The organism is Bradyrhizobium sp. RT6a (genome assembly GCF_040547675.1).
Lineage (GTDB): Bacteria > Pseudomonadota > Alphaproteobacteria > Rhizobiales > Xanthobacteraceae > Bradyrhizobium.
In genome coordinates this window covers 227,637-247,896 of record NZ_JBEPQC010000005.1, presented here as the reverse complement: position 1 = coordinate 247,896, position 20,260 = coordinate 227,637, and the positions used below count along the sequence as shown (strand labels likewise).

The window sequence follows — 20,260 nt, the reverse complement described above, 5'->3', positions numbered from 1 at the left end:
AACTTGGTCGTTGAGCGCGCGATTGAGGCTGGCTTCTCTCGTGTTCTTCGAATAGACAATGTCCCGTCCTGATGAGCCGGGTTCACGGCCTGCCATCGCATTGCCGTTAAATGCTTTCTGAGAGCGTCGTCGGGCCGTGTCGCGCGAGATCGTTTCTTCCGTTCAGTTGGATCACTTTACGATCTGTTTTTTTGGAAAACCTCTTCTAATGCTTGCGACGCGCGTTACAGCGTGAGGCGGTCGCGGCATTTCGGCAGAAGATCGCTTAGGTCACAAGCGGTGGGCTTCTGCCATTTCAAAATCAGGAAGTGCTGCCGAAGAAGTTGCCGAGCGGCTATGCGCGCCTACCACTCCTGCCGGCGCGTAAACGGCAACGATGAGGCAGACGTCTGAAGTGACCTACGTCACTTTGCCGTTCCTACCTTCCTATGACGGAGCCTGCCCGAAACGGCTCAGGCGCGATTCCGCCTTCATCATTGCACCGGCTAGCATGAACGAAAGCTTAGTTGATTCGGGATTACTCAACTCTGCGCCGCCGTGACATTCCGCCATCAATGCGTGACGGCATTCCTCTGCAGCGGCGCAGTCGGAACGATGTGAACGACGTGATAGCCGTTGTCGTGCAGGTACCGTAGGAAGGCGGGCATCATCGCGGCGGTATGTGCCTTGGCGTCGTGAAATAGAATGATCCCCCTCCCCTCGGCATTCAGCCGGCTGGTGATGAGCTTCAGCTCCTGGTCTGGCGTCATTTCCTCCCAGTCGCTGGCCCACAGGTCCGCTCCGAACACGACGATGCCCCGAGACTGGAGTAGCTTGAGCGTCTTAGGGGTCAAGTCGAAATAGGGGAAGCGGAAGAACGGCGTCGAGGGCGCTATCGTCGATACGCCATGGAGCGCCATTTCGTCGGCCGCAATCCCACGGTCAATGTCCTCTTTTGCCTTCTCGAAGCTAATCTTCGACGCCATCGAATGCGACCAAGTGTGGTGCGCTATGGTGTGGCCTTGCGCAGCGGCGTGCCGCACGAGCTCGGGAAATTGGGCCGACGACTTGCCGACCAGGAAGAACGTGACTCGGACGCACTCCTGCGCGAGCGCCGCCAGCACCTCTTCTGTGTACGGCGGCTGGGGCCCGTCGTCGAAGGTCAGCACAACTTCATGGTCGGCCAAGGGCAGCGTCTGGGGAAAGCTCTTCAGTCCGACCCGCGGATAAGTCTTAGCGTCAACGACGAGCACGCGCGAGGTCCCGAGCGCGTCCTTACGCGGACAGTCGGCCGCGCCCGCAGCCGTGACGCCGGCAAGCACCGCCGTCGTGGCGCTCACGAGCAGCAAGGTCCATCCGTGCAGACATCTGCCATCAAGGTCGTGTCCGGACGGGTGTCTGGTTGCGGCCTTAAACAAGATAGTCCTGCCGTCCTGGCTGGAGTTACATCAGCATGCCGATGGCTTCAGCCACCTCGTTTTCCATTCCGGACTAGCTGATCCGTCGCAGTAGACCTGTGCTCAGATCGGACGACTTCGCTGCCGAGCGCATCAGATTGTCTGCAGCCAGATCATTTGCTGCGTCGTCCAATTGGAATTGACTTAGCCGCCGCCATTGTACTTTGCCGGCCTCCACAAACGTCGGCTCGTCCAATGGTCACGTTCGCCCCTACACAGTAGCCATATGGCGATATTGATTAATGCAATGGCGCGGCACTGACGCCGGAATTCCGCGTTCCGATGCCGTTTCTCGACGGATTTTGACCTGCCCCTGCCGATTTCCTCCAGTTGAAGTTAGAGTCCGGCCTTCTGAAGGACGGACAGATGAAGCGAGCCAGGTTTACGGAAGAGCAGATTATTGGCGTGCTGCGTGAGCATGAGGCGGGTGCGAAGGCTGTCGATTTGGCGCGGAAGCATGGCGTCTCTGAAGCGACGCTGTTCAATTGGAAGGCGAAGTTCGGCGGTCTGGACGTCTCCGATGCCAAGCGGTTGCGGCAACTCGAGGACGAGAACGCCAAGCTGAAGAAGCTGCTGGCCGAGCAGATGCTGGATGCTGCAGCGCTACGCGAGCTTTTGTCAAAAAAATGGTAGGGCCCGTCACCAAGCGCGAAGCCGTCGCGCACCTGCAGGCCGTCATGGGTCTGTCGGAGCGGCGGGCCTGCGGCATCGTCGGCGCTGACCGCAAGATGGTTCGGTACCGATCGTGCCGACCGCCGGACACCGAACTACGCGGCCACTTGCGCGAGCTTGCTAATGCCCGTCGGCGGTTCGGCTACCGCCGGCTGTTCGTGCTGCTTCGCCAGCAGGGCGAGCCGTCCGGGCGGAACCGGATCTACCGTCTGTATCGAGAGGAAGGCCTCAGCGTGCGCAAGCGCCGGGCCCGCCGCCGCGCCGTGGGCACCCGAGCGCCGATACTGGTCGAGGCTCGGCCGAACGCCCGGTGGTCGCTGGATTTTGTCCACGACCAGTTCGCCAGCGGCCGTCGCTTCCGGGTCCTGAATATCGTCGATGACGTGACCCGGGAATGTCTGGCGGCCATCCCCGACACCTCGATCCCGGGGCGGCGGGTGGCACGCGAACTGACGGCGCTGATCAATCAGCGCGGCAAGCCGGGCATGATCGTCTCCGACAACGGCACCGAGTTCACCTGCAATGCCATGCTGGCCTGGTCGGAGGAGAACAAGATCGACTGGCACTTCATTGCGCCGGGCAAGCCGATGCAGAACGGCTTCTGTGAAAGCTTCAACGGCCGGATGCGGGACGAGCTTCTCAACGAAACCTTGTTCTTCGGCCTCGATCACGCCCGCGCCAAGATTGCGGATTGGGTCGGCGACTACAACGGCCAACGCCCGCTATCTGACCCCTGCGGCCTATGCCGCCTACCTCACCGCAACGTCCGATCGGCTGCGCAACCCCGACCAGCTCCGCCGATCGCACGTTGCTCACACCGCGCCAAACGGCGTAACATCCGCCGAGACTCTAACCGCTACTGGGTGAAACTTCAGGGGCAGGTCAATTTCACCAACGACTGTCGGCTTGGGCCGACGGCGCTCCAGCGATCGACAATTACAGCGACTGACCGGCAATACCGTCACCTTCATGAGGCGACGATCTTCCTGCCAGAGGACATGATATCGATCGAAACCGCCTAGAAACGGTGGCTTTGCCGCCGAGCCGCCGATGCTGCAGAACGCCTACTGGATGCCGACGCTGAGCGTCCTTCACCGCAGCAAGACCATCGGCTCAAAATTCCATATGCTCGATGTCGATCGGTTCCTCGACGTCGTATGCAGCCGCTAAGCGAAGGCAAAGACGAGCAGGCTCGAGCAGAGCAGCGCGAGGCCGGCCGCGGTCAGTGCCAGGAAGCTACCGGAAACAAGGTCATGATTGCGCATGAGACACCCTCGATTGCACCGCAGAAGAGAGAGCAGCAATCGCTGCGTTACGTGCTTGACCGGTCAGCGCATAAATTAATATTCAAAACCAGCGCATTATTCCTGCTGTTGTTAGGAGGGAAAGCATTTTTCCAGCGTGGCTACGGCTCGCTACGCCGTCTTGCGGCGGAGATAAAGAAACCGCGCATGAGAACCGCAGGAGTGCTCAGCGCTTCCGCGTTTGCAGCTCTAACAGAGTCGGTCTACCTAGCATCGAGAGCAGATGGGGTAACTTGGCTTCGGAAGAAAGGTCAACTTTCAGGCGTGGAGAGCTTGCGACGTTGACACGCCGATTTAAGCCGTTTGAACGCTGCCCAGGTAGCTGTCTAGTTCGTGCTTCAGCCGAGAGCTTTCCTCAGATAGCAGTTCGGCAGACATCAGCACCTGCATCAAAGCCCCTCCGGTTTCCTTTGCGCGGTTGGTGACTTCACCGGCGCTCGCTGCCACTTGGGTCGTCCTGGCTGCCGCTTCCTGCAAATTGAACGCAATGTTCTTGCTGGTTGCCTCCTGTTCCCCGATCGAATCGACCACGGTGATGGCGATGTCCGAGATGCGGCCGATGATGACGCCAATTTCGGTAAGCGCGCCGACCGACTCAGTCGTCGCGGCCTGAATGCCGCCAATGTGCTCGGTGATCTCAACGGTCGCGTGCGCGGTTTGCGTCGCGAGCGATTTCACTTCCTGGGCGACAACCGCGAAACCTCTGCCGCGATCGCCGGCGCGCGCGGCTTCAATCGTCGCATTCAGCGCGAGCAAATTGGTTTGCCGCGCGATCGCGGCGATCAGCTGGACCACGCTGCCGATTCGCTCCGCCGCGGCCGTCAAATTAACCATGCGCTGGTCGCTGAGTTCGGCTTTGCGAACCGCTTCGCGCGCCATGTTGGCCACTTCTTCGACCGGCCGGCCCACACCGGCGATGGTTGCCGCCATTTCGCCCGTCGCGGCTGCGACACGTTGAACGTTTTCAGACGCATCTTCCGATGAGGAGGCGACCTCTATGGAGAGTTGCCGGCTGTGATCAGCCGAACTGGTAAGGCTGCGTGCGGAGACTTCAAGTTTTGTGGAGGCGGACGAGACAGTGTCGATCACCTTGCCTACGGCGGCTTCGAATTCGCCGGCGAGCCGAGTGATATCGGCTTTACGCTGCTCGGCAGCGGCACGATCCTGTTCGGCCTTTGCGTCGAGCTCGGCCTGCGCCTTCTCGCTAGCTCTCAGCTTGAACATTTCGACTGCCTCGGCCATCTCGCCAAGCTCATCCTTTCGGCCAAGGCCCGGGAGAACCACATCGAACCGACCGTCGCCGAGCTGGCGCATGGCTGCCGTCATCGAAGCGACCGTTTTGGCAATGCGCTGGCCGAACAGTAAGGCGAGCAGGCCGACGACCATCGTTGCGAGCCCGATCACCCAGATCAGCTTCCGCCGAATTTCTTCAGCTCGCATTTCCGCAGCCCGCGAGCGCGCGTCAGCGGCAGCCATGATCTTCACGAGCGCCGGGCGGATACGGTCGTAGATCTGTGCGAGATCGTCGACCTGGTCGCTCAGCGCTTGCTGCGTCACCATGAACGACATAAAACTCGACTTGTAAGCGCGGATCAGTTCGAGGATCTGGGATTTCAGCTCTGCGGGTAGGCTGCCCTGAGCGAGCGCGGTTTCGAATTCCACCTCCCGGTCCGCCAGTTGGTCGCCATATTTGTCTTCGCCGCGCAGCATGAAATCTCTCTCGTGCCGGCGTATCATCAGCATCAAGATCGTGAGGCGTGGCTGGTTCAGCTCTGCCAGCCGTTGCTCGACGGTGTGCACGGCCTTGCGCAGCTTGCCCTGAAATCCGTCCTCTTCGTTGAAGCCGAGGTTGCGTTGCGCTGCCACGAGGTTATGAAAGCGCGTTGCATAGAGACCAATCACCGGCCGCAGGAAGGTCGCCTGCTTCAGCGGATCATCCTCCGGCAACGCCGTCACAAGTGCTTCGACGCGACTCAAGTCTGCGAGCTGCTGCTCATAATTGTCTGCATACTTCTTGATCGATACTTCACTGGGCTTGCGCAGGAAGTCGCTCGCGATTTGTCGTGACTCGAGGAAGCTTTGCGACAACGATACGACATCGGCTTTGAATTGGTTGCTGTCGTTCGAAGCGCTCTGGACGAGGCTCGCGTAATTCAGGGCGGCGGCGCAGATTGCACCGGTGACGAGGACCCCGGAAATCCCGAGTAGTGCCATTTGGCCGCGCAATCCAATGCGTACGCCACGGCAGCCCTTTGATTGCCCGAAAATCCTCGTAGCAATTTTACTCATTTTACCCCTTCAATAAGTTTTTGCCCCAGCGCAGTGCTGGTTATCGCGAGTGCGACGGGCGCATTTCCTATATGGAGCTAAACGGGAGAGGACTTCATTCGGTCGATGACAACCTGCCAATTAAATTACATTGATTTCGAAATCCTGAACTCGCAGTGTAGGTGAAGCACTATTGCTCGGCGTCGTGGCGAGCGAACTTTCCCCGACGAGGGTTGCGCCGCGATGATAGGGAGCGAAGCTCGCTGGGCAAAAACGGTCCGAGGCGCGCTACATAGCCTTGAGGACACGTTGCAGATCTATCAAAGGGAAATCAATTTACCGGCCGATGAGATGCGAACTGCCAGAACAGGTCGGTAGTAGCTCACGGCGTGCGACACGTTGATCATTTTCGCATAAAAGATGCGAAACATGCGCGAAAAACGCCGCCAAGCAGCGCTCAATTCGGTTATCCGGTCACTCATGCGCGGGATCAAAGATGATTGAAGCGCTCGCAACGGTGATTCTCTCACAAGCTTGGAGCTCTCGATGAGTGATCGATCTGCTCATCTCGATGCTCCTTCAATGGCCCCTTGGGGCGTTTTCCTCCCTGACTTGGTGCCGCGCGTAATCTTCGCGCGGCCTTTTTTTGCATCCAACAAGGTGCCGGTCGATATGCAGGATTCAGCGGGTCTTAGACGGAAACAACGCGTGGAACGCTGTTAGGACACAAGGCCACGCCCCGGTCGCCTCATCGAGGCTCCCTTTTTAAGTTCAGGCGACCAAGTCAAGTAAGCAGTGAATCTCTCCTCGTCCATCTCGCGCCTATTCTGTCGACGCTATGGCCCGTAGATGACCTCGACAGATCGACTGTCTGCGAACGTCAAGGCGCCTCGCCGTGAACGCGCGATCGCCCCTCCCATTAGCCAAACCGAGCGTTTCGAGTGTCGCCCGCCGCTCCCGAGGACTCAGTGCTGGCGTCTCATCCATGACGGGACCGGATCGAGTGGCGTGCGATAGACGTCGGCATTTTCGGGGCTGGTGACCCGAACCGCACAGCCTTTGGCCTTCAGGTCCGGATGCACAATAGACAGTTCGGTCGCGAGCTGGTCCGCTCGGTCGGAGGCAACCTCGATGTTTTCGAGAATGAGGCTGCCTTGATTCCTGTACTCCTCGTCAATCACAAGATCAAAAGAGTAGTACGGCATCCGAAGGTCTCCCATTTGATTGGATTCGCCCCTTGGGGCGCATCCTTACCTCCACTCAGGCTTCGTCAGATGGTCCAGTCGTTCGTATGGAGAGAGATAACTAGGAGCCGCATCGATTCTGCCGACAAGATAGTCGGTTCTCAGGGTTCGGCTTATCTCCATCTCTTGCAGTAACATTTATCGGCTTCCTAAAAGCGAAATTCTCTAATCAGGGACCTCGCATCGGCGAAAATCTGCGCCAGCTCAGCAGAATGGAAAGTTTTTCCGTGCGGTCATGGCGTCAACTTTTGGGCCAACCCGGGCAAGGCAGGAGATCGCCAAAATGGCCATGTCACGCTTAAGCTCAGCATCGGTGCGGCCTCGTCCAGATAGCTCACCAGGATATTCAGAACTGTGATCTGGAAATTCAACTGAGTGACAACATCATGTTGTCTAGGCCTACCTCCACATGGTCGGTCTTTCGGAAAGGGCCTCGCGGCCGATCTGTTTGAGGCGGTCGGGCGTCGTCTCACCTCTGATGGCGGCTTCCAGAATCTTCGAGGCGACGTAGGTGCGGGCGCCGGTATCATACGGGGAAAGGCTCTCGCAGACCTCGTCGAGGATCGCGCGCAGAAGCCCGGTGGTAGCGGCATCCAACATTTGGAGATCTCCCCCATCCCTAGTGAGGAGGATAATGCACATTTCGCGTTTCGCGGTTCAAGTGTGTTTGATCGGGTAAGAAATCTGCGACTGCCGCGCCCCGCCACAGAGCGGTCTCCACCTTCTCTTTCTGCTTCTCCTAACACACGTTTTCTCGGCTTGTGCCGGTGTTCGATTGCGGCTGTCCAGCCTCGATCGCGCTTACGTTTCGATGGACTTTACCGCATCGATGACGCGCTTGTGCTGGTCGGCGAAATCGCCGCGGTCACCATCTTCATCGCCTGAGATGGGCGGCTAATACGTCTGTCATACCGTTCCGCCAGGTCCAGCAGTCTCTTTCTGATGAAGGGGTCCGCCTTGTCCGCTAGATCGCGAATAATCCGAGCCCGGTCTCTCAAAAACTGTTCGTCCACGAAAACACCCATTCACTGCAAACTTCAGTATTCTGAGACTATTCAGTCGTTTAGTCGTGAGTCGCGCTGAGGAGTCGGCAACGACAGTATCACGTTGTCGATCAGACGTGTCGAGCCGACATAAGCTGCGGCGCATAGTGCAGCGGTACGCCGCAGAGGACTCTCGGCGGGCTTGAGAGTATCAGCGTCGACAAGCTCAAGGTACTGCAGTCGATCGACCGTATTCAACCGCTCCTTTGCGATCGCAATCAGCTGTTCCACGTCGCGCTCTCCTGAGCGAAACTTATCCGCTGCGGCGAACAGCCCACGGCTGATTGCAAGAGCGCGCCGACGTTCTTCCTCGCTTAGATAGCGGTTGCGACTGCTCATCGCGAGCCCGTCCGGTTCCCGGACGGTTTGTACGGTGACGATCTCAATTGGAAGGTTGAGGTCAATTGCCATGCGCACCACCGCGCATTGCTGAAAATCCTTTTGGCCAAAAAACGCGACATCCGGCTGCACCATGCTGAATAGCTTGCCAACGACAGTCGCCACCCCACGAAAATGCCCAGGCCTGAAAGCTCCGCACATTGGTTTTGCGAGCTCGCCCGGTTCGACGAAGGTCTCAAATTGAGCCGGATAGATCTCCTGTATATCCGGCGCAAAGACGATCGCAACGCCGGCATCGCGACACAGCTCTTGATCGCGCAGGAAGTCGCGCGGATAGGTACTGAGATCCTCATTTGGCCCGAACTGAGTGGGGTTGACGAAGATGCTAACTACGGTGACGTCGCATTGCGTCCGGCTGGCCTCGACCAGCGCCAGATGGCCGTCGTGTAGATAGCCCATCGTCGGCACAAGTCCGACGCGTTTATCAGCGCTGCGAACCTCTGCGAGCGCGCGACGAAGCTCTGCGACCGTCGTGATCGTTTGCATATTGTGCTTTACATCAGGTTGGATTGGAGGGTGTCCAGTTCGCGACCGTGTCGCGAAGGCCTTCAGGAAGCCGATAGGACTCTTGCGGTGTCGGGAATGCACCGTTGCGAACATCGGCTGCCCAACGCGACAGGGCCTCCTGTAACAACTGGAAACCATTGGCATAGGCGCGAACAAATTTGGGGCGATGCCCTTCAGTCAATCCTAGCACATCGTGGAAGACGAGCACCTGGCCTGAGCAGCCAGGACCCGCACCGATTCCAATGGTCGGTATCCTCAGGGATTCGGTCGCTCGCGCCGCGAGCTCATCCGGAATACCCTCCAGGACGAGAGCGAAGCATCCGGCCTCCTGGAGACGGTGGGCGTCATCGAGCAGGCGCAAGGCGTCATCGGCCTTGCGGCCCTGCACCTTGAACCCACCCATGACATTGACGCTCTGCGGAGTCAGGCCGAGATGGCCCATCACAGGAATTTCGCAATCGACCAGGGCGCGCACCATCTCGATACGCTTGGCACCCCCCTCGAGTTTGACAGCGTCGGCGCCACGCTGCAGGAAGCCTCCGGCATTGCGTATCGTCTCCGCTGGACTGAGATGGAAGCTAAGAAAGGGCATATCGGCCACGAGCAAGGCACGAGGATTTGTGCGTACAACGGCTTCGAGGTGATGGTTCATCATCGCCATGCTGACCGGCAACGTATCATCGAATCCAAGACAGACGTTGCCGACGCTATCCCCGACAAGGACGACATCCACGATCGGATCGGCGATGCGTGCTGTAACCGCGTCGTAAGCGGTGGTCATCGCGATACGATGCCCCTCCTCCTTCCATCGCTGCAGGACTGGAATCGTGACGCGTTCAACAGGCGGCTCTGAAATGTGGCTCATGTTAGGTCCCGATCCACCCCCGCATGCTTGGAGTCGGCGCTTCCTTGGGAAGGCGAGAGGAAGCTGTCAATGGGGAGATGATAAAAGGAAATTACCTCTCCAGGGTCACGTACGGACGCATCAAAACCTCCAATGATCGCGCGATCATCAAATAAGAACTTCTCAGCCGTTCTTCCTCATGCGGAGCGGCTTTGGGTCACGCTTGACGACTCAGTCCAGCTTAAGCCGAGGGAGGTCGCTCAGCCGCAGACGGCTCGTCGGCATGCGCGCCTGTGTTGATCCATGACATCGAGGCCGCCCCAACCTGAAACCAGAACGAAGCCGCACCCAGCAAGGCTGCGAGCCCAAGAGGAACGAGATCTTTCGTGTCGGAATTAGAATCGGCACGCGCTGTAAGGTACGGGAAGGCGATGTCCATTAAGTGGCAGCGTCGGTAGCAATCGTAGTTGCAATATTTTCTCCGCGTTACCACCTCTCGCACGTAACCCGGACCTAAGGACCGAGAACATTCGGTGCAGGTTCTGTCGCCGCGCGGGGTCTTTGATTCACGAGTATAAATTTCATAGCGTGGTAGCCATGCATTAAGCCGCTCGCAACCAGCGAAACCATTGATGGTCGGCCTCCCGCCGCGCCTTGAAGCGACCGACGCATTTCTTGGAGCAAAGGGCCGTTCGCCAGCAGTAATAACGGATCAGCCCGAACCTTCCACCGCATATCGCGCAGCACCTTACTGAACCGCGGTGCGAACTATGAGAGCTGTTGCGCATTCCTCGCCTCCTGTCGGCATTAGGTGGATACCCCCTTTCTTCGCTGCAGCACCATGCCCGCACGTGAAGTGCGAAGCTGGCGATGCCTAGTCTCGCGGCATGTGCGGACACCGGGCGCAAGAGTTTGAGCTCTGAATTGCGCCTCCTTGGCGAAGCGGCATGCTCCATCGGGGTGCTTCGCCGGCCAAGTCTTAATTATTGACTGTAACTATCTTTCCATCTTGTTTAATGCAATGAGTCGCGCGTTGACGCTTAAATGCCCCGTGCGGGCGGCTTTCCGCGACGGAATTCAACTGGCGCCGATGGGGTGCGTACAGCAACTCGTCTGGAGTTATCAGTGCCACCATCTTTGGCTTTACGCGGTCAAAGGGCGGCAATCGGAAACCCGACGGTCGAACCTTGGGTTCCCGCTCGCTAAACGCGCCAAGCCCGCCTCAAGCTAGCGCATCGGCGGCATCTCTGATGCCGACGTAGATTTCATCAAGATCTGCCCCTGTGACGCAATACGGTGGCATTACATAGATCGTATTGCCGAGCGGGCGCAGCAGCAGATTTCGGTCTTGAAAGAAAGCCTGAAGCTTCGGACCGACGCCCGCGAGATAGCCTCCATCCTTCGCTTTCAGATCAAGTGCCGTAATCGTGCCGGTCCGACGGACGTTTGCAAAGCGCGGGTCGGCGCGGAATGGCTCAATTGCCTGCTCTTGCATTGTGGCGACCGACGCCACACGTTGGCGAGATTCCGGATCTTGCCAGAGATCCAGGTTGGCCTTTGCCGCGGCGCAGGCCACTGGATTTGCCGTATAAGAACTCGAATGAAAGAAGGTACGTGTCCGATCTTTCGAATAGTGCGCGTCGAAAATATCCGCGCGACAAAGTGTTACAGCGAGCGGAAGCGCCCCTCCCGTGAGGCCTTTCGAATAACAGGCGATATCGGGAGTGACATTGGCCTGTTCGCAGGCGAATAATGTTCCGGTGCGCCCCCAGCCGGTCATGACCTCGTCGGCAATGAACAGGACATCAGAGGCCTCGCAGATCCGCTTCATCTCTCTTAGCACCCACGCCGGGTACATCAGCATCCCACCTGCCCCCAAAATCATCGGCTCCACAATAAAAGCGGCGGGCATTTCGTTTCGACAAGCCCACTCCAGCGCGTCCAGCGTCGCGTGCTCACGACCGCTCGCAGGAAACGGGATTGAGGTCACGTCGAACAGGAGGGGAGCGTACGGCGCGTTGAACACCCCTCGGGCACCGATCGACATCGCACCAATTGTGTCCCCGTGGTAGGAATGTTGCATCACGACAATGCATCTTCGCTGTTTGCCGATGTTGTGCCAGTAGCCGACTGCCATTTTTAGCGCCACTTCCACGCAGGCCGAGCCACTGTCCGAGAAGAAGACATGCTCGAGGCCATCGGATGCGAGCTTCAAGAGTTGCGCAGCGATCTCCTCCGCCGGTTCGTGGGTATAGCCTGCGAAGATGATCTGGTTGAGCTTGCCCGCCTGTTCCTGGATGGCGCTCACGATATGTGGATGGCAATGGCCGTGGGTCACGACCCACCAGGATGATATGGCATCGATAATTCGACGACCATCAGCGGTGTGGAGATAGGCGCCATCTCCACGCATAACTTTTGTCATCTCCTCTTGGAGCGCGTGTTGTGTGAACGGATGCCAGATCGGCGACTTCGGCTTCGTCCTCATTGCTTGAATTGATCGGCACGGAACGAGCTTTTAAAGGCGGCCTGCAGCGTATCTGCTGCGAGGGGAGACAGCCAGGGCAATCGCCCTAACCAACGCGTCCGCCCAATCTCCCGAATTGCGATCTGGGTCTCAGCATTTGGTTCCCCAATGAAGGCAATGCCAAGAATAGGGATCTGGCGCTTTCGCAGAGCCTCGATCGACAGCAGCGAATGATTGATGGTGCCCAGTGCCGTGCTCGCGCAAAGCACGACCGGAAGTCGCCATCGTTCGAAGACATCAATGTAAAGTGTATCGCCCCTCAGCGGCACCATCAGGCCGCCAGCGCCCTCAATCACCAACGGTCGCTCCCCGGTGTCTGGCACATTGAGCGAATCTGGCTCGATGCGAACTCCGTCAATTTCAGCGGAATGATGGGGCGAAACGGGGGTTCGAAGTCGGTAAAGCTCCGGCACGATGCGATCAGGCGAGAGACTGCCCAGCCGTGCGACGAGCTCGGAATCAGTCTCTCCTTCGAGGCCGGCCTGAATCGGTTTCCAATAGTGCGCGCCAAGAAGATTGGCGAGCCCCGCGGAAAGCACCGTTTTTCCAACCCCGGTATCTGTCCCTGTCACCACGATCTGCTGCCTCATCGAGTTTCACCTCTGGTCTCCTCGAAGAGAGCATCGAGCATTGCACGCACATCATCCTCCCCAACGTTGAGCGTCAGTGAAATTCGCAAACGGGCCGTGCCCGCCGGCACGGTTGGCGGCCGAATTCCGCGGATATCGAAGCCGCGAGCCTGCAGTGCGGAGGCGAGCCGCATCGCACGCGCGTTGTCGCCAACGATGTACGGCACGATCTGCGAGACCGAAGGACTTCGCCAACCGCGCAAACCCATCTCCCGATGCGTAAACGCGACCAGCTTGGCCAGACGCTGCTGCCGCTCAGGTTCTTCTTGGAGGATGAAGAGTGCCTCCCGCACGGCAACAGCAATCAATGGTGATGGCGCAGTGGCAAAGATAAATGGACGGCAACGGTTGACCATAAACTCGCGCAGCACGCCGGACGCAGTGACGAGCGCGCCCGCAGCGCCCAGCGCCTTGCCGCAGGTATGAACGACCAGGAGATTTTCGCGTCCCTCATAGGGCGCGGTGAGCCCTCGTCCCTGCTCGCCGTAAACGCCCGTGGCATGAGCCTCATCCACCATCAGGAACGCGTCGTACCGGTCCGCGATCGCGACCAGGCCTTCGAGCGGCGCGAAATCGCCGTCCATGCTGTAGAGACTTTCGGCCACGATCCAGACCCGACCCGCTCCACCCCCGGCCCGCCAGTCACGAATCGTGTCTTCGATCGATTGGGGATCATTGTGGGCGCTTATCCGAAACTCGGCACGGCCAGCGCGCGCGCCTTCATGAATACTGGCGTGCACCAGAGAATCGAGAACAAGCAGATCGCCCCGCTGCGGCAGCGTTGTCAGGACGGCAAAATTTGCGACATAACCGCCACCAAAGAATAGCGCCGTCTCGGCCCCGAAGAACTGAGCCGCCTCTTTTTCGAGAGTTTCGTGTTCGTCGCAATTGCCGCGCAGAAGCCGCGACCCGCCGGCTCCGATCGGTGTGCCAACCTCGAGCGCGGCGGAGACAGCCTTTTTCATCCGAGGCGCGCTCGCCAGCGCCAGATAGTCGTTCGACGCAAAATCGATGCCGGCGCGCGGCTTGAGGCCACGCAGCCGGTTGTCTTCCCTCAAGGCATGCAAGGCCGCGACATAGTCGCCAACTTTGGCCCTCTGGATTGAATTCATTCTTCACTCGCAAAGTAGCGGTCGATCTCGCGAAAGTTCTGATGGCCGCAAAGAACAAAGCTTCAGCAACGGGCTCTTGGCTTTCAACCTGACAAGATGCGATTTTCTCTGTCAACCACCACAACGCGCGTCTGAAGAGTTTCGCTCCCGCTTCATCAAAGGAGGCATATGCAACGATAATAATTTCGTCTCCGCGCATCCCGAGTCGCGCAGCCGCTCCGTTCAAATGCATGGTGCCAGATCCGCGGGGCTTCCGCCACATAGGCGGCGAAGCGCGCTCCGGTTTCGACGTTGCCGATTTCAACGCGTTCGTTGTCCAGGACTCCTGCCGCATCCAGCAGCACACGATCATCGAAATCGAGCCATCACTGTGCAGATCGGCTTCAGTCACCGAGGCGCGAAGGATTTTGCCTTTCATCAACGCAATCTGCATTCCTCACCTAAACCGGAGTTTGCGCACAGCGTGCTCGTTGAGCTGCTTCAATCAGGCAAGCCCGGACGTGACGCCGAGCCGGTCCAGTAAATTCGCGTCGCGGTCGCGCCGCGGGTTTTTGGTGGTCAACAGCACATCGCCGATGAAGATTGAATTCGCGCCGGCCAAAATGCACAGCGCCTGCAGTTCATCGGTCATAAACTGCCGTCCAGCGGACAACCGCACGACGCTCTTCGGCATCATGATCCGGGTCGTCGCGACCAGGCGCACCAGTGCGATCGGATCGGGACGCTCCGCGGTGTCATTGACCGGCACGCCCTTGACCTCATTCCACAGGTTAATCGGCACGCTTTCCGGATGGCTGGGAAGATTGGCGAGTAGTACGAGCATGCCGAGCCGGTCCTCGGCGCGCTCACCCATGCCGACGATACCGCCACAACAGACCTTGATGCCGGCGTCGCGCACGTGTGCCAGTGTGTCGATGCGATCCTGCAGGGTGCGGGTGGTGATGATCTTGTCGTAGAACTCGGGCGAGGTATCGACGTTGTGATTGTAGAAGTCGAGCCCGGCCTCGGAGAGCCGGGTGGCCTGCTTCGACGTCAGCATGCCGAGCGTGACGCAGGTTTCCATGCCAAGGTCTTTAACAGCGCTGATCATGTCGCAGACCTGATCGAGATCTCGGTCTTTCGGACTGCGCCAGGCCGCGGCCATGCAGAAGCGCGTCGCGCCAGCGTCCTTGGCGCACTGGGCGGTGGCGACCACTTCGGCGCGATCCATCAGGCGGGTCGCTTTCAGGCCGGTGTCATAATGCGCGCTCTGCGAGCAATAGCCGCAGTCTTCCGGACAGCCGCCGGTCTTGATGCTAAGCAGGCTTGCTATTTCGACGTGGTTTGGATCGAAGTTCTTGCGATGAATGCTCTGCGCCTGAAACATCAGGTCGGCAAACCGCAGGCCATAGAGCGCTTCGGCCTCGGCGCGCTGCCAGTCACGTCGGACCGGCGCGCTGCTGCCCCTGTCATTTCGTTCCACTCCCGCGGCAGCAACCATAAGTCTCGCCCTCCTGACAATAGATAATCTTGGCGATTATCTATAATGTGACCGCCCGTTCCCGCCTTCTTTGCCTCTCCAACTTTAAACTTAAGCGTATGCCGACGCCAAAAGACCGCGAAAGTCTGCAAGGATTGCAGTAATTCTGCAAAGCGAGCGGGCCATATGCCGATCATCGACGGAGGGGCAATGATAGATAATCTATGATGACTGACGAGAACACGACGATTGCGGTGCGCATTGCGGAGTCAATTGGTGAGCGCATCATCAGCGGCGCGCTGCAGCCAGACGTCCCGCTCCGGCAGGATCATGTCGCGCGGGAATTCAATTCCAGCCACGTCCCGGTGCGCGAGGCTTTTCGGCAACTGGAGGCCCGACATCTTGTCGTCGCTGTGCGCCGTCGCGGTGTGCGGGTTGCCCCGCTCGACACCAATTCAGTGAAGGAGATCGCCGAGATGCGCGCCGCGCTCGAAGTGGTCGCATTGCGCAATGCAGCTGCAATACTCACATCTGCCCATTTGGCACAGATCGAGCTCGCCCTGATTGAAGCAGACAATGCCCAGACCATTCAGGAGTTTGAGACGGCCAACCGCGCCTTTCACCACACGCTGGTGGCGCCCTGTGCGATGCCGCGCCTTCTCGCGAGCCTCGACGGACTACAACTCGCAAATTCACGATTGGTGTTCGCAATGGCGCGAAATGCCGGCTGGCGACCCCGGTCCAACCAGGATCACCGCCTGATTCTGCAGGCACTTCGAGCGCGCAACGTCGATCAAGCCTGTAACCTGCTCGCGCGCCACATTCAAACGATTGAGCGCCTTGCCCTTCCCGCTTCCTGAGCAGAAATAAGATCGGATGAGCCTCGTTGAAACCCGCAGACCATCGCAAGGGCGTCAAGCCACGACCGCTTTGGCGAGTGTTGCGGCGGCCTCAATCCTAAGGTAGTTATGCGACGTATTCCGAACTCACTAACGGCTATCCATGATTCGTCACATCGTCTTGTTCACCGCCAAGGATAAGGCCCATATCGACCAAATCCTCGAAGGCCTATCGGTACTCACCACAATCCCACATGCACGCCGGCTCGAGGTTGCTCGCAATCGCAAGACCGACCAGCTCGGCAACGATGTTGACGTCGTGGTCTATGGTGAGTTCGACAACGAGACGGAACTCGCAGCTTACAAGGCGCACGATCTGTACCAGGAATCGATCAGGCGGGTACGACCGCTCCGGGAGCTACGGTTCGCGGCGGACTACAATGTATCAACAGATGCGCGTTTGGCCTCAACGGCAGCGAGGAGCCAGGTTACTTGGCGCACTGTGTCCACTGGCGGGGGTTAACCTGACAATCGATCTCAAGAGCTTGCGGGTCCCAGACGAGCGTCGCTCTCGTTGGGGTCGGGATCACAATCGGAGCACGCCTCACAACACGCCAGTCGTCGGTGACTGACAGTCCCATGCACGTCCGCGAGCTGCAGTGGATTGAGCCGGTCACAGCGATGCGATGTCTCGCGCATCGAGCACACCTCACGTTTTTCGATAGCGCAGCAAGGCATGAGTTGCTTGGGCGCTACTCATATCTGACCTGCGAGCCGTTCAGCACCTACATCGTCGCGGACGGACAAGCGAGTTGCAACGGAGTGGCTCTCGAGGGCGATCCATGGGAAGTCCTTCGCACCCTGCTCGCCAAGTATCCGCAAGAGCATCGTCCTGATCTCCCGCCGTTCCAGGGAGGCGCGGCGGGCTTCCTTGCTTACGATCTGAACAGGACTCTGGAGCGATTGTCGGCGCCGACGATTCCCGGTCAGCGTTTGCCCCAATCCATCCTCCATTTCTATGACGTGGTCATCAGCTACGACCACCATGACGATAGATGCTGGGTCGTTTCTACCGGATGGCCGGAGCAGGATCCCGCACGTCGCGCGGAGCGCGCACGCCGTCGAGCCGACGAGTTTGCAGCAGCATTGCTTGCGGGCCCAAAGACGTCGGGCAACGTCTCCCCCGGCCGAGCTGTCGCATGGCATTCGAACTTCAGCCGTGAGGGCTACATTGCGGCGCTACAGCGCGTCATCGACTTGATTCTGGCTGGAGAGGTCTTCCAGGCCAACATTGCGCAGCGCTTCAGCGCCCGCCTGTCGACCTCATTTGATCCTCTTGCCTTCTACTGCCAGCTACGGTCATTGAACCCGGCACCCTTTGCAGCCCTCCTGCGCTACGGCAAGCTCACCATTGCATCGAGCTCGCCGGAACGATTCCTGAGGCTCGACGGACGACAGGTCGAAACGCGCCCCATCAAGGGCACGATCGCGCGTTCCGCGAATTCCGGAGAAGACCAGCGTCGCGCTGAGATCCTAGTCGCGTCCGAAAAGGACCGTGCCGAGAATACTATGATCGTCGACCTCATGCGCAACGATCTGTCGCGCGTTTGCACTCCACATTCGATCGACGTCCCAGTGCTGGGCGGCCTCGAATCCTACGCCTCAGTGCACCACCTCGTATCGATCGTTACGGGTGAACTTGCAGACGACCAAGACGCTATTACCCTGCTTCGAGCTTGCTTTCCCGGAGGCTCCATTACAGGGGCGCCAAAGGTGCGATCGATGGAAATCATTGCGGAAATCGAGCGGGCGGCGCGATACGTCTATTGCGGGGCGATTGGCTTTATCAGCTTCAACGGGCACATGGACACGAATATCGCGATCCGCACTGTCACGATCGACGACGATCTGGCCGTGTTTCATGCGGGTGGCGGCGTGACGGCGATGTCGGATCCAGAGGCCGAATACGAAGAGACGCTCGCCAAGGCGCAGCGAATCTTTGACGCGTTTCGTGCTGAAACATCCGGTGCATCTTGATTGTCATCATCGACAACTACGACTCCTTCGTCTTCAACATTGCCCGCTATTTCCGCAAGCTTGGTGAAGCAACGGAAGTGATCCGGAACGACGTGGTCGGCGTTAGCGATCTTGTTGGCCTCAAGCCGCGCGCAGTAGTTATCTCACCCGGTCCCTGCGGTCCAGCTGAGGCCGGAATATCCACCGCCGTCGTCCGCGAACTTTCGGGTCAAGTCCCTATTTTAGGCATCTGCCTCGGTCACCAGTGCATTGGGAGCGTTTTCGGCGCTCAAGTGTCGCGTGCACGTCGCCCTATGCATGGTCGATCCTCCTACGTAACTCATGATAGCCGAGGGCTATTCAAGGAACTTCCGTCCCCACTTCGCGTGGGGCGCTACCATTCTCTCGTTGTCGAGGTCGATGAGTCATGCGCGTCGCATCTCACGGTGACAGCGCGTTCGGAGGAAGGCGAGGTCATGGCCCTCGCACATCGATATCACCCAACTATTGGTGTGCAGTTCCACCCTGAATCGATACTTACCCAACAAGGGGACGTGCTGCTGCTCAACTTCTTGCGACTCATATAGTCTTCCAGGGGGTGAGGAGCTGAAGTTGCGTCACACGCATGGGCTCCCGGCCTGCTCAGAATCCCGCTCCGAGCGGTTGATCTCTTCGATTGGAGTAGAGCGCCGCCGCGTTCGTTCGACGGCACCAAAAGCGTTCAGCATGCCGAGTGTGCCGCCCATCAGGATGGCAAGGAAAGTTGCCGCCGCAGGATCCCGATTGAGAGTGCGCGCCGACAACGATGCGGCTGAGGACGCGCGGCCGAGGTAATTGCTGCCGAGCGGCAGCGCCGAGCACAAGCGCGCGAACAGTCATCGTCGACCGGCGCGCCGATGTTGGGAGGGGCGATGTACGGGACGTGTGATCGCCATCAGGCGGCAACGATGCTAGCGCCGATTCGTGCCTGCGAGCGGACCGCCCCCGGCGCGACCGGGGCGAGCGCTTCGACTGCAGCAATGGTCTGATCAGTTTCAATGATGACCGCGCCTCGGGTCAGATGGGATCCCGGCGATATAGACCAGCAACCCAAGGAAGAGATAGACCGAGCAGAAGATCATGACGCAGACCTGGATGAGCGGCATGTCGCGTGTCGAGACCGGTATCGATCAGACGGCGCGCAAGCCCTGGGTACCCACAATCGACAGTTTCAGACCCCTCTTGCTCTAACACTTGGCCGCTGGTGGCCCAAGGTCTGGCTTCCTTCAGATGCGTGCGATACGGACCAGCGTTGGCCTCATCGCGAAAGCGGCCAACGATTTGAAGGCGGATTGGCAGCCCACTTTTAGTTTGTGCCGAAGCCAGAGCGCTTCGTTCTCGACATGAGGGCTGCTGTACCTGGGGCGAACTCTCTGACGAAACTGGGAGCACTTCTCGAGCAGCAGCGCCAGAACTGCAATTTTTTCTGCCACCGCATGTCAAGCTAATCACGCAGCGCCAGCCCGCCGGGCGTTCTGCCGGATGCAGGTTCATCCACTCGGCGAGCTGCGTCGCACCCATCAGACAGGACTGCATCGAGACGTCGGCGAAGTCCGAGGTGGTCACGGTCTGCTCGTGGCAATTTGCCGGAGAGGAAAGACCGCAGAGCACAGCGATGATCTTGATCACGACTGGAGAGCACCATCGCTGCGATGGGCATTTGCCCGGATGATCTTGATGGCTTTGGCCACCGTGCGCGGATGCAGGCCTAGCGCGTGGATCACTTCCTTCTTCTTGCAGCCGAGATTACACTCGAGGTAGCCGCGCACACGCTCGACGTTGAATGCCTCCAGCTCCTTGGAGCCGGGGCGCAGGTTCAGCGCTTCAATGGTACAGAATTCGGGGAACATGCTTGAAGCTGCCCACCCGGTCATGCACGCAATTCGCGTTCGGCGCTAGCAGCCGATCGGGCGAATGCTTTG

General features: G+C 58.9%; 16 protein-coding genes and 3 pseudogenes. 6 read left to right on the top strand and 13 right to left on the bottom strand.

Going from position 1 to position 20,260, the window contains the following annotated elements; all coding sequences use genetic code 11:
* Positions 1-551: 551 nt before the first annotated feature.
* Positions 552-1,325 (bottom strand): polysaccharide deacetylase family protein, encoded by a 774-nt coding sequence (locus ABIC03_RS26595; protein ID WP_354062651.1) that lies wholly within the window; start codon positions 1,323-1,325, stop codon positions 552-554.
* Between the two features lie 477 nt (positions 1,326-1,802).
* On the opposite strand from ABIC03_RS26595, the pseudogene ABIC03_RS26590 reads away from it, so the two are divergent.
* Together ABIC03_RS26590 and ABIC03_RS26585 are read left to right on the top strand one after the other, a co-directional pair.
* A pseudogene (locus ABIC03_RS26590) lies at positions 1,803-1,955 on the top strand (transposase); the annotation flags it as partial.
* The gene (locus ABIC03_RS26585; protein WP_354062366.1) at positions 1,922-3,130 is read left to right on the top strand and encodes an IS3 family transposase; all 1,209 of its coding nucleotides are present in this window, start codon (positions 1,922-1,924) and stop codon (positions 3,128-3,130) included. The pseudogene ABIC03_RS26590 and the gene ABIC03_RS26585, both read left to right, overlap by 34 nt.
* A gap of 576 nt (positions 3,131-3,706) precedes the next feature.
* Here the strand turns inward: ABIC03_RS26585 and ABIC03_RS26580 are convergent.
* From ABIC03_RS26580 to bioB, 10 genes and pseudogenes are all read right to left on the bottom strand, one after another.
* Positions 3,707-5,701 carry a methyl-accepting chemotaxis protein gene (locus ABIC03_RS26580; protein ID WP_354062364.1) on the bottom strand — a complete coding sequence of 665 codons (1,995 nt, stop codon included), beginning with the start codon at positions 5,699-5,701 and terminating at the stop codon, positions 3,707-3,709.
* 944 nt (positions 5,702-6,645) lie between these two features.
* Entirely contained in the window at positions 6,646-6,885 is a 240-nt protein-coding gene (locus ABIC03_RS26575) for a hypothetical protein (protein WP_354062362.1), read from the bottom strand.
* 438 nt (positions 6,886-7,323) lie between these two features.
* The gene (locus ABIC03_RS26570; RefSeq protein ID WP_354062360.1) at positions 7,324-7,524 is read right to left on the bottom strand and encodes a hypothetical protein; all 201 of its coding nucleotides are present in this window, start codon (positions 7,522-7,524) and stop codon (positions 7,324-7,326) included.
* A gap of 455 nt (positions 7,525-7,979) precedes the next feature.
* Positions 7,980-8,852, bottom strand: a complete 873-nt coding sequence (gene panC, locus ABIC03_RS26565) for a pantoate--beta-alanine ligase (RefSeq protein WP_354062358.1) — start codon at positions 8,850-8,852, stop codon at positions 7,980-7,982.
* Positions 8,853-8,865: 13 nt separating this feature from the next.
* On the bottom strand, positions 8,866-9,738 hold the full coding sequence (gene panB, locus ABIC03_RS26560) for a 3-methyl-2-oxobutanoate hydroxymethyltransferase (protein WP_354062356.1): 873 nt from the start codon (positions 9,736-9,738) through the stop codon (positions 8,866-8,868).
* 1,201 nt (positions 9,739-10,939) lie between these two features.
* Positions 10,940-12,205 (bottom strand): adenosylmethionine--8-amino-7-oxononanoate transaminase, encoded by a 1,266-nt coding sequence (locus ABIC03_RS26555; protein ID WP_354062354.1) that lies wholly within the window; start codon positions 12,203-12,205, stop codon positions 10,940-10,942.
* On the bottom strand, positions 12,202-12,834 hold the full coding sequence (gene bioD / locus ABIC03_RS26550; RefSeq protein WP_354062352.1) for a dethiobiotin synthase: 633 nt from the start codon (positions 12,832-12,834) through the stop codon (positions 12,202-12,204). Before bioD ends, ABIC03_RS26555 begins: the two co-directional genes overlap by 4 nt.
* Entirely contained in the window at positions 12,831-13,985 is a 1,155-nt protein-coding gene (locus tag ABIC03_RS26545) for an 8-amino-7-oxononanoate synthase (RefSeq protein WP_354062350.1), read from the bottom strand. Before ABIC03_RS26545 ends, bioD begins: the two co-directional genes overlap by 4 nt.
* A gap of 83 nt (positions 13,986-14,068) precedes the next feature.
* Positions 14,069-14,418: pseudogene (panD, locus tag ABIC03_RS26540) on the bottom strand (aspartate 1-decarboxylase).
* Between the two features lie 51 nt (positions 14,419-14,469).
* Positions 14,470-15,465, bottom strand: coding sequence for a biotin synthase BioB (gene bioB / locus ABIC03_RS26535; protein WP_354062348.1), 996 nt, complete (start codon positions 15,463-15,465; stop codon positions 14,470-14,472).
* A 203-nt stretch (positions 15,466-15,668) separates the two neighbouring features.
* Between bioB and ABIC03_RS26530 the strand changes: the two genes are divergently transcribed.
* The 4 genes from ABIC03_RS26530 to ABIC03_RS26515 all read left to right on the top strand — a co-directional run bounded on the left by ABIC03_RS26530 (position 15,669) and on the right by ABIC03_RS26515 (position 18,886).
* Positions 15,669-16,304 carry a GntR family transcriptional regulator gene (locus ABIC03_RS26530; RefSeq protein ID WP_354062346.1) on the top strand — a complete coding sequence of 212 codons (636 nt, stop codon included), beginning with the start codon at positions 15,669-15,671 and terminating at the stop codon, positions 16,302-16,304.
* A gap of 142 nt (positions 16,305-16,446) precedes the next feature.
* Complete coding sequence (locus ABIC03_RS26525) at positions 16,447-16,806, top strand: Dabb family protein (RefSeq protein WP_354062344.1); 360 nt, start codon at positions 16,447-16,449, stop codon at positions 16,804-16,806.
* A 116-nt stretch (positions 16,807-16,922) separates the two neighbouring features.
* On the top strand, positions 16,923-18,320 hold the full coding sequence (pabB, locus tag ABIC03_RS26520) for an aminodeoxychorismate synthase component I (RefSeq protein ID WP_354062342.1): 1,398 nt from the start codon (positions 16,923-16,925) through the stop codon (positions 18,318-18,320).
* Positions 18,317-18,886, top strand: coding sequence for an anthranilate synthase component II (locus ABIC03_RS26515; protein WP_354062340.1), 570 nt, complete (start codon positions 18,317-18,319; stop codon positions 18,884-18,886). Before pabB ends, ABIC03_RS26515 begins: the two co-directional genes overlap by 4 nt.
* 883 nt (positions 18,887-19,769) lie before the next feature.
* Here ABIC03_RS26515 and ABIC03_RS26510 read toward each other — a convergent pair.
* A pseudogene (locus tag ABIC03_RS26510) lies at positions 19,770-19,967 on the bottom strand (hypothetical protein); the annotation flags it as partial.
* On the bottom strand, positions 19,964-20,188 hold the full coding sequence (locus ABIC03_RS26505; protein WP_148750447.1) for a hypothetical protein: 225 nt from the start codon (positions 20,186-20,188) through the stop codon (positions 19,964-19,966). The gene ABIC03_RS26505 and the pseudogene ABIC03_RS26510, both read right to left, overlap by 4 nt.
* Positions 20,189-20,260 lie beyond the last annotated feature (72 nt).